The organism is Mesorhizobium sp. KR9-304, from assembly GCF_040049215.1.
Classification (GTDB): Bacteria; Pseudomonadota; Alphaproteobacteria; order Rhizobiales; family Rhizobiaceae; genus Mesorhizobium_K.
In genome coordinates, this window is the sequence record NZ_JBDZDN010000003.1 from 303360 (window position 1) to 321611 (window position 18252).

At 64.4% G+C, this 18252-nt stretch carries 15 protein-coding genes; 9 read left to right on the top strand and 6 right to left on the bottom strand.

The window, feature by feature from the left end; all coding sequences use genetic code 11:
* Positions 1 to 6 precede the first annotated feature (6 nt).
* Positions 7 to 1581: an FAD-dependent oxidoreductase gene (locus ABLE71_RS17675; protein ID WP_348784779.1), complete on the bottom strand. Its 1575-nt coding sequence runs from the start codon at positions 1579 to 1581 to the stop codon at positions 7 to 9.
* An 84-nt stretch (positions 1582 to 1665) separates the two neighbouring features.
* Positions 1666 to 2568, bottom strand: coding sequence for a LysR substrate-binding domain-containing protein (locus tag ABLE71_RS17680; RefSeq protein WP_348784780.1), 903 nt, complete (start codon positions 2566 to 2568; stop codon positions 1666 to 1668).
* Positions 2569 to 2656: 88 nt separating this feature from the next.
* Here ABLE71_RS17680 and ABLE71_RS17685 point away from each other — a divergent pair, with 88 nt between their 5' ends.
* From ABLE71_RS17685 to ABLE71_RS17695, 3 genes are read left to right on the top strand one after another with little or no spacing between them, the layout of a single operon-like run.
* Entirely contained in the window at positions 2657 to 4225 is a 1569-nt protein-coding gene (locus ABLE71_RS17685) for a trimethylamine methyltransferase family protein (protein ID WP_348784781.1), read from the top strand.
* A 1-nt stretch (position 4226) separates the two neighbouring features.
* Positions 4227 to 5411, top strand: a complete 1185-nt coding sequence (locus ABLE71_RS17690) for a mandelate racemase/muconate lactonizing enzyme family protein (RefSeq protein WP_348784782.1) — start codon at positions 4227 to 4229, stop codon at positions 5409 to 5411.
* Positions 5412 to 5448: 37 nt separating this feature from the next.
* A complete protein-coding gene (locus ABLE71_RS17695; RefSeq protein ID WP_348784783.1) occupies positions 5449 to 5886 on the top strand; it encodes a hypothetical protein in 438 nt (145 codons plus the stop codon).
* 22 nt (positions 5887 to 5908) lie between these two features.
* On the opposite strand, the gene queF is transcribed toward ABLE71_RS17695, so the two are convergent.
* On the bottom strand, positions 5909 to 6370 hold the full coding sequence (gene queF, locus ABLE71_RS17700; protein ID WP_348784784.1) for a preQ(1) synthase: 462 nt from the start codon (positions 6368 to 6370) through the stop codon (positions 5909 to 5911).
* 54 nt (positions 6371 to 6424) lie between these two features.
* On the opposite strand from queF, the gene ABLE71_RS17705 reads away from it, so the two are divergent.
* Positions 6425 to 8470, top strand: coding sequence for an NADH:flavin oxidoreductase (locus tag ABLE71_RS17705; RefSeq protein ID WP_348784785.1), 2046 nt, complete (start codon positions 6425 to 6427; stop codon positions 8468 to 8470).
* Here the strand turns inward: ABLE71_RS17705 and ABLE71_RS17710 are convergent.
* Complete coding sequence (locus tag ABLE71_RS17710; protein ID WP_348784786.1) at positions 8467 to 8940, bottom strand: GNAT family N-acetyltransferase; 474 nt, start codon at positions 8938 to 8940, stop codon at positions 8467 to 8469. The genes ABLE71_RS17705 and ABLE71_RS17710 overlap by 4 nt on opposite strands.
* Before the next feature lie 93 nt (positions 8941 to 9033).
* On the bottom strand, positions 9034 to 11103 hold the full coding sequence (locus tag ABLE71_RS17715) for an EAL domain-containing protein (protein WP_348785149.1): 2070 nt from the start codon (positions 11101 to 11103) through the stop codon (positions 9034 to 9036).
* Between the two features lie 243 nt (positions 11104 to 11346).
* Between ABLE71_RS17715 and ABLE71_RS17720 the strand changes: the two genes are divergently transcribed.
* Entirely contained in the window at positions 11347 to 12549 is a 1203-nt protein-coding gene (locus ABLE71_RS17720) for an acyl-CoA dehydrogenase (protein ID WP_348784787.1), read from the top strand.
* An 8-nt stretch (positions 12550 to 12557) separates the two neighbouring features.
* Here ABLE71_RS17720 and ABLE71_RS17725 read toward each other — a convergent pair whose 3' ends face one another.
* Entirely contained in the window at positions 12558 to 13664 is a 1107-nt protein-coding gene (locus tag ABLE71_RS17725; protein WP_348784788.1) for a mandelate racemase/muconate lactonizing enzyme family protein, read from the bottom strand.
* Between the two features lie 581 nt (positions 13665 to 14245).
* Here ABLE71_RS17725 and ABLE71_RS17730 point away from each other — a divergent pair.
* The 4 genes from ABLE71_RS17730 to ABLE71_RS17745 all read left to right on the top strand — a co-directional run bounded on the left by ABLE71_RS17730 (position 14246) and on the right by ABLE71_RS17745 (position 18250).
* The gene (locus ABLE71_RS17730; protein ID WP_348784789.1) at positions 14246 to 14725 is read left to right on the top strand and encodes a cupin domain-containing protein; all 480 of its coding nucleotides are present in this window, start codon (positions 14246 to 14248) and stop codon (positions 14723 to 14725) included.
* A 137-nt stretch (positions 14726 to 14862) separates the two neighbouring features.
* Entirely contained in the window at positions 14863 to 16050 is a 1188-nt protein-coding gene (locus tag ABLE71_RS17735) for a glycine C-acetyltransferase (protein ID WP_348784790.1), read from the top strand.
* A 51-nt stretch (positions 16051 to 16101) separates the two neighbouring features.
* On the top strand, positions 16102 to 17136 hold the full coding sequence (tdh, locus tag ABLE71_RS17740; RefSeq protein ID WP_348784791.1) for an L-threonine 3-dehydrogenase: 1035 nt from the start codon (positions 16102 to 16104) through the stop codon (positions 17134 to 17136).
* A gap of 100 nt (positions 17137 to 17236) precedes the next feature.
* Positions 17237 to 18250 carry a fumarylacetoacetate hydrolase family protein gene (locus ABLE71_RS17745; protein WP_348784792.1) on the top strand — a complete coding sequence of 338 codons (1014 nt, stop codon included), beginning with the start codon at positions 17237 to 17239 and terminating at the stop codon, positions 18248 to 18250.
* The last annotated feature ends 2 nt before the right edge of the window (positions 18251 to 18252 follow it).

An 18252-nucleotide genomic window follows, 5' to 3' on the forward strand; every position in this document is an offset into this window, starting at 1 on the left:
GCGCGACTATACAGGGATTCGGGCCGCGGCGTAGCGGATGGTTTCGGCAAGATATCGCCGGATCGCGGTTGCATCGGCGGTCGTCCCGCAGAGGCCGACATGGCCATCCGGCCGGATGAGATAGAAGGAAAGCCGAGGGATGCCGACGCGGGCGAGTTCGGCATCGTTGCGCGGGCCGGTGGGCACGGTCCAGCTCTTGACGATGGCGCCGAAGCCCGGTCCGTCCGGGACGGACTGGCCAAAGGCCAGAAGGTTGAAGCAGCGGTCCTCGAATGCCTTGAACGTATCTTCGGCCGGTCCGTCCGGGCGCAGTTCCAGGTGCATCCAGGGAAAGCGGTCGCCGCTTTGCGGCGCGCTGGCGGGAAGGGTGTCGATCGCCTTGGAGAGTGAGCTATCGCGGTAACCGATGCCGGTCTGGGAGACGGTGCGAAACGCAAATTGCCGAACGCGTTCGATCGACATGGCGAAGGCGGCGATACGGGCGAGGATTTGGGTGCGCAGGAGGCCCGCCAACCAGCTGTCGGAGACGACGAGCTTGAAGCCGCGGTCGGTCGTCGCGAGCAGCCTGCGGGCGACCGGCAGGCGCTCCTCATTGTAGCTGTCGAGCAGCGCCGGGTCGGCTTCTCCCCTGACGGCCAGCGCCAGCTTCCAGGCGAGATTGTAGGCGTCCTGCAGGCCGGTGTTCATGCCCTGCGCGCCGACCGGGCTGTGGATATGCGCGGCGTCGCCGAGAATGAAGGCGCGGCGGTCGCGGAAGCGCTCGGCGGCACGGTGATGGATGCGGTAGGTCGAAAACCAGCTGCAATTCCGGATCGACAGGCTGGCGCCGGCTTCCTTGCGCAGCGAGGGCATGATGGCGTCGAGATCGAGGTTTTCGACGTCCCGAAGCTCGCGTGGCACGATGCCGACGATGCGCCAGTGGTCCGCGCCGCGCATCGGAAAGAGCAGATGGAAGCCCGAGCGCCAGAAATAGACGTTGATCTCATCGGGAGCCATGGTGCCCGTCATTTCGACATCGGCGACGAAGAAGACGTGTTCGTAGGGTGCGCCGGGAAATCCGATACCCGACAGCTTGCGCACCGCGCTGTGCGCGCCGTCGCAGCCTGCGATGTAGGCAGCGCTCACGGTGCGGCTCGAACCGTCAGGCTGTTTCAGCGTCGCCGATACGTGGTCCGCATGCTGGGTAAGCTCCGTCAGTTCGGTATTCCAGCGAACCGTCACGCCGAGTTCGCCGAGCTTCTCGCCCATGATCAGCTCGTTGTCGTCCTGTCCCAGAACGAGGATGAACGGGTAGGGCGTGACGGTGCCGCCGAGGTTGCCGAGGGGAACATGCGCCATGCGCCGACCCTGTGCCCATAAAGTCGCGCCAGTGCCCTTTTTGCCGAGTTCAACGGCGCGCTCCGCGATGCCCAGCTGCGCGTAGATCTCCAGCGTGCGCGCCTGGACGCCCAGAGCCCGGCTCTGCTGTGCCGGCCCCGAATGGCGATCGACAATCTCCACCCCGACGCCCCGCCGCGCAAGCTGGCAGGCGAGCATCAGTCCGGTCGGGCCGGCCCCGACGATCAGGACATCCGTATCCATTTGTTCCCCCAGCATAAGGCAAGCGCGGGACAAGGATAGCACGGCTCGGGCAAGCAAGAAGAGCGCGGCGGTTTCCGCGAGAGGTCACGCCTGCGAGACCAGCCAGTCGCGCACCTGCCTGGCGCTGTCGGACAGCTCGCGGTTCTTCGGCCAGGCGACGTGAAAATGCGCGCCGGTCGTCATCGAATGCGCGGTGACGCGGACGAGCAGCCCACTGGCGATCAGCCTGTCGGTAAGATGCCGCCATCCGAGCGCGATGCCCTGTCCCTCCATGACCGCTTGAATGACCAGCACATAGTCGTTGATCAGAAGTCCCCGGTTGGCGACGGCACTGTTGATGCCTGCCGACTGGAACCAGTCCCTCCAGGTCGCGGCAGGGCGGAAGGGCTCGTCGAGATGGATGAGGCGGTGGAACGTCATCTCGGCTGGCGTCGCGGGGAGCCCCGAACTCGCCGCATAGGCCGGCCCCGCCACTGCGTAGATCTCCTCGCCGGCCAGCGGCAGCAGGTCGTAGTCGGGCCAGTCTTCTGCGCCGCCGCCGCGAATGCCCAGCGGGATGCCCTCGGCGATGAGATCAAGGTCCCGGTCGGCGGTCTGGATGCGCAGGTCAATGCCGGGAAGGTCGTCGCGGAACTTCTGCAGGCGCGGCATCATCCAGAAGGAGGCGAAGGCCGTCGAGGCCGACAGCGTGACGTGAGTGCCGCCCGACAGCGCCCTGAGCGCCTCGGCCGATTTGCGGATGTGCGACAACCCGAGCGTGACGTCGGCCAGAAACCGGTCGCCCGCTTCGGTCAGCATCACCTGTCGGTGCCCGCGCCTGAACAGCTTGACGCCGAGCTCGTCCTCAAGGCCGCGGATGGCATAGGAAACGGCCGCCTGCGTCATGCCGAGCTCGCGGCCCGCAGCGGTGAAGCTGAGCAGCCGCCCCGCGGTCTCGAAGACGATCAGGCTGCCGGCCGAGGGCAGGATGTGGCGAAGGTTTCGCATAAGTCCAACTTATACAAGTGATGAAGATTTTCCAGCGTCACAGGGCCTCTGGGACAGGATATGTTCATGCCAGAGCGAGGGAGGAACGATGCGCGCCGCCGAGATTGAAACGGTTGCTGGACCAGCCAAGCGGCGCGAACGCGGCGGCGGTCGCATGGCGCGGCGCGAGTTACGATCGCACGGGTCGGAGGGTCTCGGGCGGCCCTATATCGTCCGCAACATCCCGACCTATGACATCATGTCGGAAGAAAACCTCGTGCGCATCGAGGCGACGGCCGACCGCATCCTTGCCGAGATCGGCATGGAGTTCCGCGACGATCCGGTGGCGCTGGACCACTGGAAGCGGGCGGGGGCGAGCATCGACGGCGCGCTGGTGAAGTTCGAGCCGGGCATGCTGCGGGAGATACTCAAGACCGCGCCCGCCGAGTTCACGCAGCATGCGCGCAACCCTGAGAAGTCGGTGGTCATCGGCGGCAAGAGCGTCGTCTTTTCGCCGGCTTATGGCTCGCCCTTCGTCATGGACCTCGACAAAGGCCGCCGCTACGGCACGATCGAGGACTTCCGCAACTTCGTTAAGCTCGCGCAGTCCTCGCCCTGGCTGCACCATTCGGGCGGCACGATCTGCGAGCCCGTCGACGTGCCCGTCAACAAGCGCCACCTCGACATGGTCTACAGCCATATCAAGTATTCCGACCGCGGCTTCATGGGCTCGGTGACGGCGGAGAGCCGGGCGGAAGACTCCATCGACATGGCGCGGATCGTCTTCGGCGAAACCTTCGTCGACCAGAACTGCGTCATCCTCGGCAACGTCAACGTCAATTCGCCGCTGGTATGGGACGCCACTATGACGACGGCGCTGCGCGCCTATGCGCGCGCCAACCAGGCGGCGGTGATCGTGCCGTTCATCCTCGGCGGCGCCATGGGTCCGGTGACCAACGCCGGCGCCATCGCGCAGTCGCTTGCCGAGACCATGGCCGGCTGCGCGCTGACGCAGCTCGAGCGGCCCGGCGCGCCGGTGATCTTCGGCAACTTCCTGTCGTCCATGTCGCTGCGGTCGGGCTCGCCCACCTTCGGCACGCCGGAGCCTGCCATCGGCTCGATGGTGATTGGGCAGCTCGCGCGGAGACTTAATCTCCCTCTCCGCTGTTCCGGCAATTTCACCACATCCAAGCTGCCGGATGCGCACGCAATGAACGAAGGCACCATGTCGATGCTGGCGGCCGTGCATTGCGGCGCCAACTTCATCCTGCATTCGGCGGGCTTTCTCGACGGCCTGCTCTCCATGTCCTACGAGAAATTCGTCATGGACGCCGACTTCTGCGGCGCGCTCCACACCTATCTCGACGGCGTCAAGGTGGACGACAACCAGCTTGCGCTCGACGCCTTCAGGGAGGTCGGGCCGGGCAGCCATTTCTTTGGATCGCAGCACACGCTGGCGAACTACGAGACAGCCTTCTGGGACTCCGATATCGCCGACAACGAGCCGTTCGAGAAATGGGAGGCTGCTGGATCGGAGGACGCCGCGATCCGCGCCAACCGGCGCTGGAAGAAGGCGCTTGCCGAATACCAGCCGCCGCCGCTCGACGAAAGCATCGACGAAGCTCTCGAAGATTTCATCGCCAGAAAGAAGGCGTCGATGCAGGACGCATGGTACTGAGATGAAGATCACCGGCGTCAACGTCACTCACGTCAACGTGCCGCTGGATGCGCCGTTCTGGTGGACGGCGGGGCTCTATGGCGGCGCCTCTAAATCGATCATCGAGGTCGAGACCGACGAGGGCGTAGTCGGATTGGGTGAGGCGCCGTGGTGGCACTTCGGCGAGGTCGTCAAGTCTGAGATCGCGCCGGCGCTGATCGGCGCCGATCCGCTTGATATCGCCGATTGCGAGAGCCGCTGCGTGCCACCCTGGCAGATCACCGCCAATACCGGCGAGAACGCCGCTTCGGTGGCCTTCGGCTCGGTCGAACTGGCGCTCTGGGACATTCGCGGCAAGGTAATGGGCGAGCCGCTCTACAAGACGCTCGGCGGCGCGGTGCGGAAGGACATCCCTTTCTCGGAATATTTTGCCTTCCGGCCCGAACAGGACGGAGCGGGCGGCGAGATGACGGCGGAGGCAATTGTCGACTACTGCCTGCGGATGCGCGAGGAGCACGGCTCGACCATATTCGAAGGCAAGCTGATCATGGGCGATCCGCAGCTTGAAATCCGTACGGTGCGGCTGCTGCGCGAAGCGCTCGGCGAAAATGCCCAGATTCGACTCGATTCCAATATGCAATGGTCGCTGACGGCGGCGCGCTGGATCTTGCGAGAGATCGAACCTTACAACATTCGCAACTACGAGGATCCGGTAGCGACGTTCGAGGAAATGGCCGCGCTGCGCCAGCATTCGCGCATCCCCTTCTCGACGCATGTGCCCGATCTCAGGAAGGCGGTGGCGCTTGGCACTCCGGACACCTTCGTCTGCAATTTCGCGGCGCTGGGCGGACTGTCCAAGACGATGAAATTCATTGCGGCCTGCGAGGCGATGGGCAAGGGGTTCTGGTGCTACTCGAACGATCTGGGCATCATGACGGCGGCCTATCTGCATGTCACGGCGGCGACGCAGTGGATCACGGAGGCGTCGCAGTCGCTGTTTCGCTGGCAGGTCGGCGACGTCATCAGGGACGGACCGTTCCGCCAGAAAAACAACATGGTGCGGGTGCCGGAAGGACCAGGGCTCGGCGTCGAGCTTGACCCCGCATCGATGAAGAAATGGGCTGCCCACTTTACCGAGCATGGTCCGATAGGGCATTTTCACGATCCGGGCAGGCCCGGGCGCTATCGGCGGTTACCGTTGAACTAGCATTTTAGGGATACTTCGCGCCTACAGGGGGGCAGTCATGCGGAGTTTGCTTGTAATAGGGATCGTAGTTTTTGCCGTGTCCGCCGCTCAGGCGGGCGAGCCCAGCGAAGTCGTCAGGCCGTTCTACCTGCAGCCGGGGCTCGAACTCGAGCAATCGGCGCGCGGCCAGTTCATCGACCCGGCGCGCAAGATCCTCAACCAGAACGACGAGATCAGGCAGGGCGGGCCCGATGGTTGCCTCGACCCCGCGCTGCCGTTCAACGACACGAACTTCGATCCTGCCGAGATCGCGAGCACGCTGAAGCTCGAAGAGCTGGTCAGCGGCAACGAAGCGACGGTGGTCGCCAAATTCATGGCCGAGGGGGAGGAGCAGGCGGTGCAGTGGCGACTGAAGGCGATAGGTACCGAGTGGCGCATCTCTGACATGATCTCGCTGTCCAAGGACTGGGCGCTCAGCCGCTTCCAGTGCGAGTAGGCGGTTGGATCGCCCCGCTGGGCTAGCCGCGCCCACGATACGGAGCAACGCCAGTTTCAGGGACCCAGGCGCCCTCTGGCGGCGATCCAGTCTGCCAGAACACATCGATCGGAATGCCGCCGCGCGGGTACCAGTATCCGGCGATCCGCAGCCAGAGCGGGGCCGTTGCCTCGATGACACGGCGGCCGATCGTGACCGTACAGTCCTCGTGGAACGCGCCGTGGTTGCGGAAAGAGGTCATAAACAGCTTCAGCGACTTCGATTCAACCAGCAGTCTGTCCGGTGCGTAGTCAATGACGATGTGGGCGAAGTCAGGCTGGCCCGTGACGGGGCATAGCGAGGTAAATTCCGGGCAGGTGAACCGCACGATTGCTGGCGGGCCGTCGCCGCGCGAATACGGCACCGTCTCCAGGATTGCGGCTTGCGGAGAGGTTGGCGTTTCCACGCGCGCGCCAAGTTGGGTAAGGCTGTCGGTTACGGTCATATTGTGCTCCATCAGCGGGCGCTTATAAGCACATTCAGTTGGAACGAAAAGACGATGTCAGCAGCCGACCCGCTTCTCCAGCCCTACCAGTTGAAACACCTGACGCTGAAGAACCGCGTCATGTCGACCAGCCACGAGCCGGCCTATTCCGAGGACGGCATGCCCAAGGAGCGCTACCGGCTCTATCATGCCGAGAAGGCGAAGGGCGGCATGGCGCTGACCATGACCGCGGGCTCGGCGATCGTGTCGCGCGACAGCCCGGCTGCGTTCGGCAACCTCCAGGCCTATCGCGACGAGATCGTGCCGTGGCTGCGGGAACTCGCTGACGCCTGCCATGAGCACGACTGCAAGGTGATGATCCAGCTCACCCATCTCGGCCGCCGTACCGGGTGGAACAAGGCGGACTGGCTGCCGGTGCTCAGTGCCTCCCCGGTGCGCGAGCCGGCGCATCGGTCGTTCCCGAAGATCGCCGAGGATTGGGACATCGAGCGCATCGTCGCCGACTATGCGTCGGCTGCGGCGCGGATCAAGGACGCCGGGCTCGACGGCATGGAGTTCGAGGCCTACGGGCACCTTATGGACGGCTTCTGGTCGCCGGCCACCAACCATCGCGACGACGAATATGGCGGCTCGCTCGACAACCGGCTGCGCTTCACCTGGCGCGTGATCGACGCCGTGCGCAAGGCCGTAGGCGAGGACTTCGTCGTCGGCATCCGCATGGTGGCGGACGAGGATTTTTCCGCCGGGCTCTCCAAGGATGAAGGCGTCGAGATCGCGCGGCGGCTGGCGGCGTCGGGAAAGTTCGATTTCCTCAACATCATCCGCGGCTCGATCGAGACCGACGCGGCGCTGACCAAGGTCATCCCGATCGCCGGCATGCGTTCCTCGCCGCATCTCGACTTCGCTGGCGAGGTGAGGGCCGCGACCAAGTTTCCGGTGTTCCACGCCGCGCGCATCTCCGACGTGGCGACGGCACGCCATGCGATCGCGGCCGGCAAGCTCGACATGGTCGGGATGACCAGGGCTCATATCGCCGATCCGCATATCGTGAAGAAAATCATGGAGGGCCGCGAGCACGAGATCCGGCCATGTGTCGGCGCGACCTACTGCCTCGACCGCATCTACGAAGGCGGCGAGGCGCTGTGTATCCACAATGCCGCGACAGGGCGTGAAGCGACGATCCCGCATGTCATCGCAAGAGCCGGCGGGCCGGCGAAGAAGATCGTTGTGGTCGGCGCCGGCGCAGGCGGGCTGGAGGCGGCGCGCGTCGCGTCCGAGCGCGGGCATCGTGTGACGGTACTCGAAGCGTCGGGGCGGGCCGGCGGGCAGGTCCGGCTTGCCGCGCAGAATCCACGCCGCAGGGAGTTGATCGGCATCGTCGATTGGCGGCTTTCGGAGCTGGAGCGGCTGGGCGCCGAAATCCGCTACGATACCTGGGCGGAGAAGGACGACGTGCTGGCGCTGTCGCCCGATGTGGTGATCGTGGCGACAGGCGGCTTGCCCCAGAATCCGCCGCTTGAAGCGGGAGGCGATCTCGTCACATCGAGTTGGGACATCGTGGCCGGCGCGGTGAAGCCGGCCGAAAACGTGCTGCTCTATGACGACAATGGCGGCCACCAGGGCATGACCGCGGCGGAGCTGATCGCCGATGCCGGCTCCAGGCTTGAGCTGCTCTCGCCCGAACGGTTCTTCGCGCCGGAGATGGGCGGCATGAACCATGTACCCTACATGCGCGCCTTCCATGAGAAGGGCGTCACCATCACAATCAACACCCGGCTTCATGCGGTTCGGCGTGAAGGCAATCAGCTTGTCGCGACGCTATCCTCGGATTTTGCAGACGGCTGGCGCAGCGAAAGGCGGGTCGACCAGGTAGTCGTCGAGCATGGCACGCTGCCGCTCGACGATCTCTATTTGGCGCTGAAGCCGCTGTCGAAGAACAATGGCGCGGTGGACTATGAGCGGCTTGTCGAGGGTGGCGAGATATTCCCCGAGACACGGCCGGACGCGGCTTTCGTGCTTTACCGCATCGGCGATGCGGTCGCGGCGCGCAACATCCATGCCGCCATCTACGATGCTGTCAGGTTCGGCCTGCGCGTTTAGAGCAGCCGGGCGAAGTAGCGCACCGCCTTTTTCCCTCCGTGGATCACGGCTTCTCCGACATGCGAGAAGCCAAGCGCCGCATGGAAGGCTTCCGAACCAGGGTTTGGCGGGTCGGAGTTGATCTCACAGACGATCACGTCATGGCCTGCTCGCTTCGCGCGCTCGAAAAGGTCGCTGTAGAGACTGCGCGCGTGCCCTTTGCCTCGTGACTCGGCGGCGACGAGGATGCGGTCGACATAGACGAAACGCGGATAGCGCGCCTTGAACCACAGGAAGTTGGGGCTGTCGTAGTCCGCATACTGATCGAAGGCGATGAGGAACGCCTCGAGATTGCCGATCCTCGGCGCATAGAAGGATTGTCCGATCAGGTGGGACAATTCCTCCGGCTCGAGCCAGGACAATTCCTCGGCATGCTCGTTGTTGAGCGCGAGAACAGCGGGCTCGATGTCGCGGTCGATAGGCTCGATCATGCTTCGATTCGGAATGGTCGCGAGAAGGTTACGGTGCGGCTTATCGCATTGATGGCTTCCAAAGTCGCGGCCGAAAACGCGGGCCGGACAAACCTACGCCCGATTGCCCTGGAGCACAGTCAGCTGAGGCTTTTTCGGGCTGCGCAGCGAAAGCCATTCCTGCGCCTGGCGGGTCGGCATGGGGAAGGCGATGGAGTAGCCCTGCACCTGATCGCAGCCGATCGACCTCAGCGAGGTAAGCTCGGCCTCGGTCTCTGCGCCCTCTGCGATGATTGAGATGCCGAGGCCGCGCGCTAGCTCGGTGATGGCGCGCACGATCTTGGTGTTGTCGCCGTTGGCGTTGATGTTCTGCACGAAGCGCCGGTCGATCTTCAGCCGGTCGATCTCGTTCGGGTTGACGTGGCTGAGCGAGGCGTAGCCGGTGCCGAAATCGTCGAGCTCAAGATGCACGCCGGCCGAGCGGATGTGGCGCAGTTTCGCGGCGATCCCGGTTTTCTCGTCGTCCAGGATGACGGATTCGACGATTTCCAGCGACAGTTTTTGCGGCGGCAGGCCCTCTGCCTCCAACGTGTCGAAAAGGAACCTGTCGAAATCGACCTCGCGCAGTTCGGTGCCCGAAACGTTGACGGCGAGACGTCCGAACTGGATGCCGGCGCGGTGCCATTCGGCCGCGGCTCGGATGGCCTTGGCGATGACGATTCGTCCGATTTCGGCCATCAGCCCCGACTTCTCGGCAACAGGAATGAACTCGCCCGGCGGGATCATCCCGCGCGTCGCGTGTTGCCATCGCACCAGCGCCTCGATGCCCGCGATGGCGCCGCTGGTCAGCGAGACCTGCGGCTGGAAATAGACCTGGAACGACTTGTCGGCGATGGCGAGGCGCAGGTCGTGCTCGAGCTGCTTGCGGTGCTCGAGCTCTCGCCGAAGTTCCTCGGAGAAGAAGGAATATGCGCCGCCGCCCTGCTTCTTGGCGGCATAAAGCGCGAGATCGGCATGGACGACGAGGTCGTTGGCGTTGTCGGCGTCCACCGGGTAGACGGCGATGCCCGCGCTGGCGCCGGGCAGGATCGTGGCGCCCTGGAAGCCGATCGGCTCGTTGATGCGGTTCATGATGCGCCTAGCGACCATGTTGATGTCTTCGGTGGAGCCGGCGCCTTGCAGGATCATCACGAATTCGTCGCCGCCGAGCCGGACGCAGATGTCGGAGGCACGGCAGGATTCGCGCATGCGCTGCGCGGTGATCACCAGGACGTAGTCGCCTGCCGCGTGGCCGAGCGTGTCGTTGATCTGCTTGAAGCGGTCGAGGTCGATCTGCACCACGGCCATGCGCTCGTCGCGCCGCTGCGCGCCCTTGATCAGCGTGTCGAAATGATCGGTGAGGAAGGCGCGGTTGTGGAGGCCGGTCAGCCCGTCATGCACGGCCAGGAACGCCATCGAATTGCGCGCATCCATCAGCTCGTCCGTCTTGCGCAGGATGACATCCGACATCGGCCGGAAGATGAACAGCGCGATCAGGATGATGACGCCGATTGTGGAATAGAAAAGCGTCCGGTGCAGGGCGAGCGTGCTGTCGAGGCGGGCGTCGGCAAGCGCGCCGATGCGCTGTCCGAGCGCAGTGAAACCTTCAAGCGTGGCGTTGGCGACGGTTTCGTCGAGCACCGCCGTTTCCTTTCCCGCGCGATAGTCGGCGCCGGGTACGCCCAGTTCGGTCTCAAGCGCCGAGATGAGACGCCAGCCGTTTGCAGCCAGCTCGGTCGAGAACAGATCGATGTGGTACGGCATGCCGAACAGCACGCTTTCGATGGATCTCGGATCGAAGAGCGCAGGCGAACGGTGATCGGCGTTCGTGCGCTCCAGCAGCATGTCGTAGTTCGCCTCGAACTCGGCGACGGCTTTCCTCAGCGAGGCAATCAGCGAAAGCTGTTCCTCGCGAGGTGCGTCCTTGGTCGCGCCGGCAAGGAACACCACGCGCTGCGAGAGAGCCTTCTGCGTGCTGGCCAGCGTAAGCAGCGCATCGTCGCGCTGCTGCTCCGCCATCATCTGCTGCAGCAGGATGAAGGATGCCATCGTGATTGCGGCGATGATCAGAAGCGCGATCCAGTACGCGCTCTTGATCAGCGCGATCAGCTTCCTGGAATTCACATTGACGGGCTGCTGCTGCATGAATGGCTGGCGGGGATGACGGGCGGCTTCCATGCATCTACCCTTCGCAGGAAAATGGTTAAGGCGCGGCGCAAGTGACCTTTCGATCGGCTGTCGCCGCAGGCAATTCAAGTGAGATGGTTATCGGGTCGTTTTGCATTTCGCCTGTATTTATGCGATCTGCGCCAATCGACCGGGCGCGGATGCCAATTCTCGCGGCCGGCCTTGGGTATAAACTCCGCAGGCAGATATCTGGAAACCGCCATGAACGCCGAAAGCAAGGTCGCAGCCGCGAATTTCGTATGGAACGATCCTTTCCTGATTGAGGATCAACTCTCAGAGGACGAGCGCATGGTGCGCGATGCCGCGGCGAGCTTTGCGGCCGACAAGCTCGCGCCGTGCGTGCAGGAAGCGTATCTGGAGGAAAAGACCGACCCGGCGATCTTCCGCGAGATGGGCGATGCCGGCCTGCTCGGCATCACCATTCCGGAGGAGTACGGCGGCCTCGGCGCCGGCTATGTGACCTATGGGCTGGTCGCGCGCGAAGTGGAACGGGTCGACAGCGGCTATCGCTCGATGATGTCAGTGCAGTCTTCGCTGGTGATGTATCCGATCCATGCTTATGGCTCCGAGGACCAGCGGAAGAAGTATCTGCCGAAACTCGCCAGCGGCGAGTGGATCGGCTGTTTCGGGCTGACCGAGCCGGACGCCGGCTCCGACCCGGGCGGCATGAAGACGCGGGCGGAGAAGACGGCAAACGGCTACCGGCTGACCGGCTCGAAGATGTGGATTTCGAACGCGCCGATCGCCGACGTCTTCGTGGTGTGGGCCAAGTCGGCTGCGCATGACAACCAGATACGCGGTTTCGTGCTGGAGAAGGGCATGAAGGGCCTGTCTGCGCCCAAGATCGGCGGCAAGCTTTCGCTTCGCGCCTCGATCACCGGCGAGATCGTCATGGACGGCGTCGAGGTCGGCGAAGAGGCTCTGTTGCCGAACGTCTCGGGCCTGAAGGGTCCGTTCGGCTGCCTGAACCGCGCCCGCTACGGCATTTCATGGGGCGTGATGGGCGCGGCGGAGGATTGCTGGCACCGCGCGCGCCAGTACGGGCTCGACAGGAAGCAGTTCGGCAGGCCGCTCGCGGCAACGCAGCTGTTCCAGAAGAAGCTCGCCGACATGCAGACCGAGATCGCGCTGGGCCTGCAGGCCTCGCTGCGCGTCGGCCGCCTGATGGACGAAGGCAAGTTCGCGCCCGAGATGATCTCGATCGTCAAGCGCAACAATTGCGGCAAGGCGCTCGACATCGCCCGCCAGGCCCGCGACATGCACGGCGGCAACGGCATCCAGATCGAATACCACGTCATGCGCCACGCCCAGAACCTCGAGACGGTGAACACCTACGAGGGCACGCACGACGTGCACGCGCTCATCCTCGGCCGTGCGCAAACGGGACTGCAGGCGTTTTTCTGAGGAACTGCTTACGCCGCGCAAACGAAGATCGGTTCGCCGAACGCGACTGGGTCAACCTCTAATCCAAGTCCTGGCCCGTCCGGCAGGCCCATGCTTCCGTTGGCGACCCTGAAATCGGCACGGGCATTGGATACGGTCACCCAGTTCTGGAAGTCGACCGTATGCTGGCGCAGGCCCGCCGGCGTCGAGAGCATCAGGCCCGAATAGGCGGCGGTGTCGATTTGCGCGCCGCCCGTATCCTCGATGGTTATCTTGAGGTTGCGCGCCGCGGCGACGTCGCGGATCAGCCGCGCCTTGGTCAGCCCGCCGACGCGGGCGAGCTTTATCGTGATGCCGTCGACCAGAGAATCCGCGAGAGCGCGCAACAGGGCGTCGATGCCGTCGATCGTCTCGTCGAGGATAAGCGGCCGGTCGCAGGTGTGGCGGATGGCGAGGTTTTCCTCATAGGTCGCGCATGGCTGTTCCAGCGTGTAGTCCATGGAACGCGTCGCAAGCAGGAACTGCCGCGTATCCGCCGTGCCCCAGCTGCCGTTCGCATCGCAGAAGATGACCGTGTCGGAGGGGGTCGCCGCGCGCACCGCCTCCAGCCGCCCAATGTCTTCGCGCACGTCGAGCCCGATCTTGACCTGCAGGCGGCGATAGCCCTCTGCGACATATTTTTGGGCGCGGGCGGCCATCGCGTCGGGCGCTGCCTGCGCCAGCGATCGATAGAGCGGCACGCTGTCGCCCTCCGCCCCGCCCGTCATCGTCGCCAAGGATAGGCCGCAACGTCTGCCGGCGAGATCCCACAGCGCCATGTCGATCGCGGACTTGGCATAGGGATGCCCCTTGAGCAGCAGGTCCATGCGGCGGTTGATTGCCTCGATGCCGGCCGAGGGTTCGCCGATCAGCTTCGGCGCCAGCTCGCGCATGGCGGCGCGCGCGCCTTCCGCGAAGGCCGGGTCGTAAAAACTGCCCAGCGGCGCCATCTCGCCGTAACCGGTGGTTCCGTCGCGGGCGATGATCTCCACAATCGTCGAATCGAAACCCTCCGCGCTGCGGCCCCCCGAGCAGCGGTATGTGCCGTCCCGGAAGGGCTGCCATTGCCGGAAGAGGCGGATACTCGCGATCGTCATGCGCGTGGTGCTCCTTCAAAGGGTGGAGGCTAGCCATTTTCGCGGTGCGCCGGAGCCAGGGAAACGGCGGGGGGACGCGTCGCTTTTACGACAGTTCGGTGGTGCGGAACCCGGCGATGCCCTGCATGAGAGCGAGCTTTCCAGCCGCTGTTTCAGGCGACGATACAGGTCCGGCACCTGCCGAGATCGAACGGTTACAGCGTGCGGCTACTTCAGGTCACGCAAGCATGCAATGCAGATTCGGGAGGAGACCGATCCATGACCATGCACACGCCCAATGGCCGTCGCGGGGTGAGGACACCGCGGCAATCAAGCTTTGTCCTGAAGGCGCCGGAAGGACCGGCAGCCGGTGATTTGGACCGCGGTGAGACTGCGCGCGGCTGGCTCGCAGGAGCCTCGGTCGTCTCGGTGCTGCGAAGAGTCGTCCGATACATCACCATTTTCTAGAGCGGCCAACGCCTCTGGTTTGGTGCGGCACAGGCAGTGTTTCAAGCGGCTGATACAGCTTCGGTGCCGGTCGCGCTAAAACGGTTACAGCGGCTGCCTATCCCTGGTTGAGCGGGTATTCGCAGGAGACGAGAATGACAATGCACACAGCGATCGGCAATTCCGGCGAGCTGTTCTGGTTCAAGGGGACGCTGGTGAATGTCCGTCTCTCCTGGAATACAGGGGCAGACCGCGTGAGCGTGGTCGAGCACTACATGCCCCATGGCGAGTCTCCGCCGCTGCACATCCATCGCAACGAGGACGAGGTCTTTCATATCCTCGAAGGTTCGATGCGCATCCATATCGATGGCGTCGAGACCGTCGCACACGCCGGCGAGACCGTTCTGGCGCCCAAGGGCATTCCGCATTCCTTCCGCGTCGAATCCCGCGAAGGGGCGCGCTGCCTGACCATCACCTCCGGCGGCGACCTGGAGAACATGATCCGCGAGATCGGCGAGCCGGCGAGCTGCGCGACCTTGCCGCCGCAGGTCGAGCCGACGCCGGCGATGATCGCGGCGCTGACGGAAGCCTGCGCGCGCAACGGGATAGACATCATCGGGGCCCCCCTTTCCTAGCTTGGGCGGTTAGGGGGCGGATGGGCGAGACGGGCTCCCAACGTCTCGCCCATTCTGTTTGCGGTCGCGTTTTTCGTGGATTTTTCGCCGGCATCGCGCGACAGTCCGCCCTGAATTCAATCCTGGGCCGACCGCCGATGAGCAATGCGTTCCTCAACCACATCTCCGCCGAACTGGAAGGGCTGAAGTCCGCCGGTCTCTACAAGTCGGAGCGCGTCATCACGTCGCCCCAGTCGGCCGAGATCAAGGTCGGCGGCCGCAAGCTGCTCAACTTCTGCGCCAACAACTATCTAGGCCTCGCCGACAGCGAAGAACTTCGCGACGCCGCCAAGGCGGCGCTCGACCGCTACGGCTACGGCATGGCGTCGGTTCGCTTCATCTGCGGCACGCAGGAGGAGCACAAGCAGCTGGAAGCGCGGATTTCGGCTTTCCTCGGCATGGAGGACACGATCCTCTACGGTTCCTGCTTCGACGCCAATGGCGGCCTGTTCGAGACGTTGCTCGGCGAAGAGGACGCCGTCATCTCCGACGCGCTGAACCATGCTTCGATCATCGACGGGGTTAGGCTGTCGAAGGCAAAGCGATTGCGCTACGCCAACAACGACATGGCCGACCTGGAGGCCAGGCTGAAGGAAGCGCGGGACAGCCGCTTCAGGCTGATCGCGACCGACGGCGTCTTCTCCATGGACGGCATCATCGCCGACCTCAGGGGCGTCTGCGACCTGGCCGAAAAATACAACGCGATGGTGATGGTCGACGACAGCCACGCGGTCGGCTTCGTGGGCAAGCATGGCCGCGGCTCGGCCGAGCATTGCGGCGTCGAGGGCAGGGTGGATATCATCACCGGCACGCTCGGCAAGGCGCTCGGCGGCGCGTCGGGCGGCTACACGTCAGGCAAACGGCAGGTGGTCGACTGGCTGCGCCAGCGCTCGCGGCCTTATCTGTTTTCCAACACGCTGATGCCGGCGATTGCGGGAGCCTCGCTGAAAGTCTTCGACATGATCGATGAGGGCGACGCGCTGCGGGAACGCCTATATGAGAATGCGGCGCGGTTCCGCGCGGGCATGACCAGGCTCGGATTCAAACTGGCAGGCGCAGACCACCCGATCATACCGGTGATGCTGGGCGACGCCGCGCTGGCGCAGGAGATGGCTCAAAAGATGCTGGAGCGCGGCATCTATGTGATCGGCTTTTCCTTCCCCGTCGTGCCGAAGGGCCAGGCGAGGATCCGGACCCAGATGTCGGCGGCGCATTCGCCTGAAGATATCGACCGGGCGATCGAGGCGTTCGGCGCGGTGGGGCGGGAATTGAAAGTCATCTCCTGACCCTGCGGGCGAGAAAACGATCCCGAATCAAGAGATTCAAGGAACAAAAGAATGTCCAACATGATGCGGGCGCTCGTGAAGTCCCGGCCCGAACCTGGCATCTGGATGGAACAGGTCCCGGTGCCCGAGATTGGCCCGAACGACGTGCTCATCAAGGTGAGAAAAACCGCGATTTGCGGCACCGACGTGCATATCTACAACTGGGACCAGTGGGCGCAGAAAACGGTGCCGGTGCCGATGGTGACCGGCCACGAGTTCGTCGGCACGGTTGCGGACTTCGGCGCGGCGGTCACCGAATACAAGGTCGGCCAGCGCGTTTCCGGCGAAGGGCACATCGTCTGCGGCCATTGCCGCAACTGCCGCGCGGGCCGGGGGCATCTGTGCCGCAATACGCTCGGCGTCGGCGTCAACCGGCCGGGCGCGTTCGGCGAGTATCTCGCGATCCCGCAGCACAACGTCGTGCCGATCCCCGACGACATCCCCGACGAGATTGCGGCGATCTTCGATCCGCTCGGCAATGCCGTGCATACGGCGCTGTCGTTCGATCTGGTCGGCGAGGATGTGCTCGTCACCGGCGCCGGGCCGATCGGCATCATGGGCGCGCTGGTGGCGCAGGTCGTGGGCGCGCGAAAGGTGGTCATCACCGACATCAACCCGGTGCGGCTGGCGCTCGCCAGGAAGCTAGGCGTGCATCACGTCGTCGACGCCTCGAAGGAAAAGCTGCGCGACGTGATGCGCGAGGAGGGCATGCGCGAGGGTTTCGATGTCGGCCTCGAAATGTCGGGCTCGGCCAACGCCTTCCGCGACATGATCGACACCATGAACAATGGCGGCAAGATTGCAATTCTGGGCATCGCGCCGACCGGCTTCGAGATCGACTGGAACAAGGTCATCTTCAAGATGCTCACCCTGAAGGGCATCTACGGCCGCGAGATGTTCGAGACCTGGTACAAGATGATCGCGCTGGTGCAGGGGCCGCTCGACGTCTCGGGGCTGATCACCCACCGCATCGGCGTCGACGACTACATTTCCGGCTTCGAGGCGATGAAGTCAGGCAATTCCGGCAAGGTCGTGATGGATTGGTAGGCGCCGAGCCCTTTCCATAGGGACGATGGCTTGACGGCAGGCCGCAATACCCCTGTTGTGCTCGCAGGCGGGAGGAAGCCGCACAACCGGGAGGAACTGCATGAAGCTGGCGACGCTCAAGAACGGTGCGCGCGACGGGAAACTGGTCGTGGTCTCGCGCGACCTCACGCGTTTCACCGACGCATCCTTCCTGGCTCAGACCCTGCAAGCCGCGCTCGACGACTGGCAGCGCATAGCGCCGCATCTGGCGACGCTCGCCGAATCGCTCGAAACCGGCTCCGTTCCTTCGTCACGCTTCCACGAGCACGACGCCCATTCGCCGCTGCCGCGCGCCTATCAATGGGCGGACGGCTCGGCCTATCTCAATCATGTCGAACTGGTCAGGAAGTCGCGCGGTTCTGAGATGCCGGCGAACGTCGAGACCGATCCGCTGATGTACCAGGGCGGCTCGGACGCCTTCCTGGCTCCGCGCGATCCGATCCTGCTGGCGGACGAAGCCTGGGGCGCTGACGTCGAGGGCGAGGTCGCGGTGATCGTCGACGACGTGCCGATGGGTGCGACCGCGAAGCAGGCGAGGGGGGCGATCCGGCTCGTCATGCTGGTCAACGACGTGAGCCTGAGGGGCCTGGCCGCGGCCGAACTCGCCAAGGGTTTCGGCTTCTTTCAGTCGAAGCCGTCCTCGGCGTTTTCGCCTGTCGCGGTGACCCCGGACGAGCTCGGGGACGCATGGGACGGCGCAAAGCTCGCCCTGCCGCTCCACGTCGATCTCAACGGCAAACCGCTCGGGCGGGCAAATGCCGGCGAGATGCATTTCGACTTCGGCCAGCTCGTTGCCCATGCGGCAAGGACCCGGCCGCTGGCGGCCGGCACGGTCGTCGGCTCCGGCACGGTATCCAACAAGCTCGATGGCGGCCATGGCAAGCCCGTTTCGGCGGGTGGAGCAGGATATTCCTGCCTGGCGGAACTGCGGATGGTCGAGGCATTGGAAAGCGGCGGCAAGGCGAAAACGCCGTTGCTGCGCTTCGGCGACACCGTGCGCATCGAGATGAAGGACGCGGGCGGCCACTCGATCTTCGGCGCGATCGAGCAGACCGTCGAGAAATACGAGCGCTGAGA

Coding starts and splice junctions, on each gene's coding strand:
- ABLE71_RS17675 (WP_348784779.1), bottom strand. CDS start 1,581: ATGGATACGGATGTCCTGATCGTCGGGGCCGGCCCGACCGGACTGATG.
- ABLE71_RS17680 (WP_348784780.1), bottom strand. CDS start 2,568: ATGCGAAACCTTCGCCACATCCTGCCCTCGGCCGGCAGCCTGATCGTC.
- ABLE71_RS17685 (WP_348784781.1), top strand. CDS start 2,657: ATGCGCGCCGCCGAGATTGAAACGGTTGCTGGACCAGCCAAGCGGCGC.
- ABLE71_RS17690 (WP_348784782.1), top strand. CDS start 4,227: ATGAAGATCACCGGCGTCAACGTCACTCACGTCAACGTGCCGCTGGAT.
- ABLE71_RS17695 (WP_348784783.1), top strand. CDS start 5,449: ATGCGGAGTTTGCTTGTAATAGGGATCGTAGTTTTTGCCGTGTCCGCC.
- queF (WP_348784784.1), bottom strand. CDS start 6,370: ATGACCGTAACCGACAGCCTTACCCAACTTGGCGCGCGCGTGGAAACG.
- ABLE71_RS17705 (WP_348784785.1), top strand. CDS start 6,425: ATGTCAGCAGCCGACCCGCTTCTCCAGCCCTACCAGTTGAAACACCTG.
- ABLE71_RS17710 (WP_348784786.1), bottom strand. CDS start 8,940: ATGATCGAGCCTATCGACCGCGACATCGAGCCCGCTGTTCTCGCGCTC.
- ABLE71_RS17715 (WP_348785149.1), bottom strand. CDS start 11,103: ATGCAGCAGCAGCCCGTCAATGTGAATTCCAGGAAGCTGATCGCGCTG.
- ABLE71_RS17720 (WP_348784787.1), top strand. CDS start 11,347: ATGAACGCCGAAAGCAAGGTCGCAGCCGCGAATTTCGTATGGAACGAT.
- ABLE71_RS17725 (WP_348784788.1), bottom strand. CDS start 13,664: ATGACGATCGCGAGTATCCGCCTCTTCCGGCAATGGCAGCCCTTCCGG.
- ABLE71_RS17730 (WP_348784789.1), top strand. CDS start 14,246: ATGACAATGCACACAGCGATCGGCAATTCCGGCGAGCTGTTCTGGTTC.
- ABLE71_RS17735 (WP_348784790.1), top strand. CDS start 14,863: ATGAGCAATGCGTTCCTCAACCACATCTCCGCCGAACTGGAAGGGCTG.
- tdh (WP_348784791.1), top strand. CDS start 16,102: ATGTCCAACATGATGCGGGCGCTCGTGAAGTCCCGGCCCGAACCTGGC.
- ABLE71_RS17745 (WP_348784792.1), top strand. CDS start 17,237: ATGAAGCTGGCGACGCTCAAGAACGGTGCGCGCGACGGGAAACTGGTC.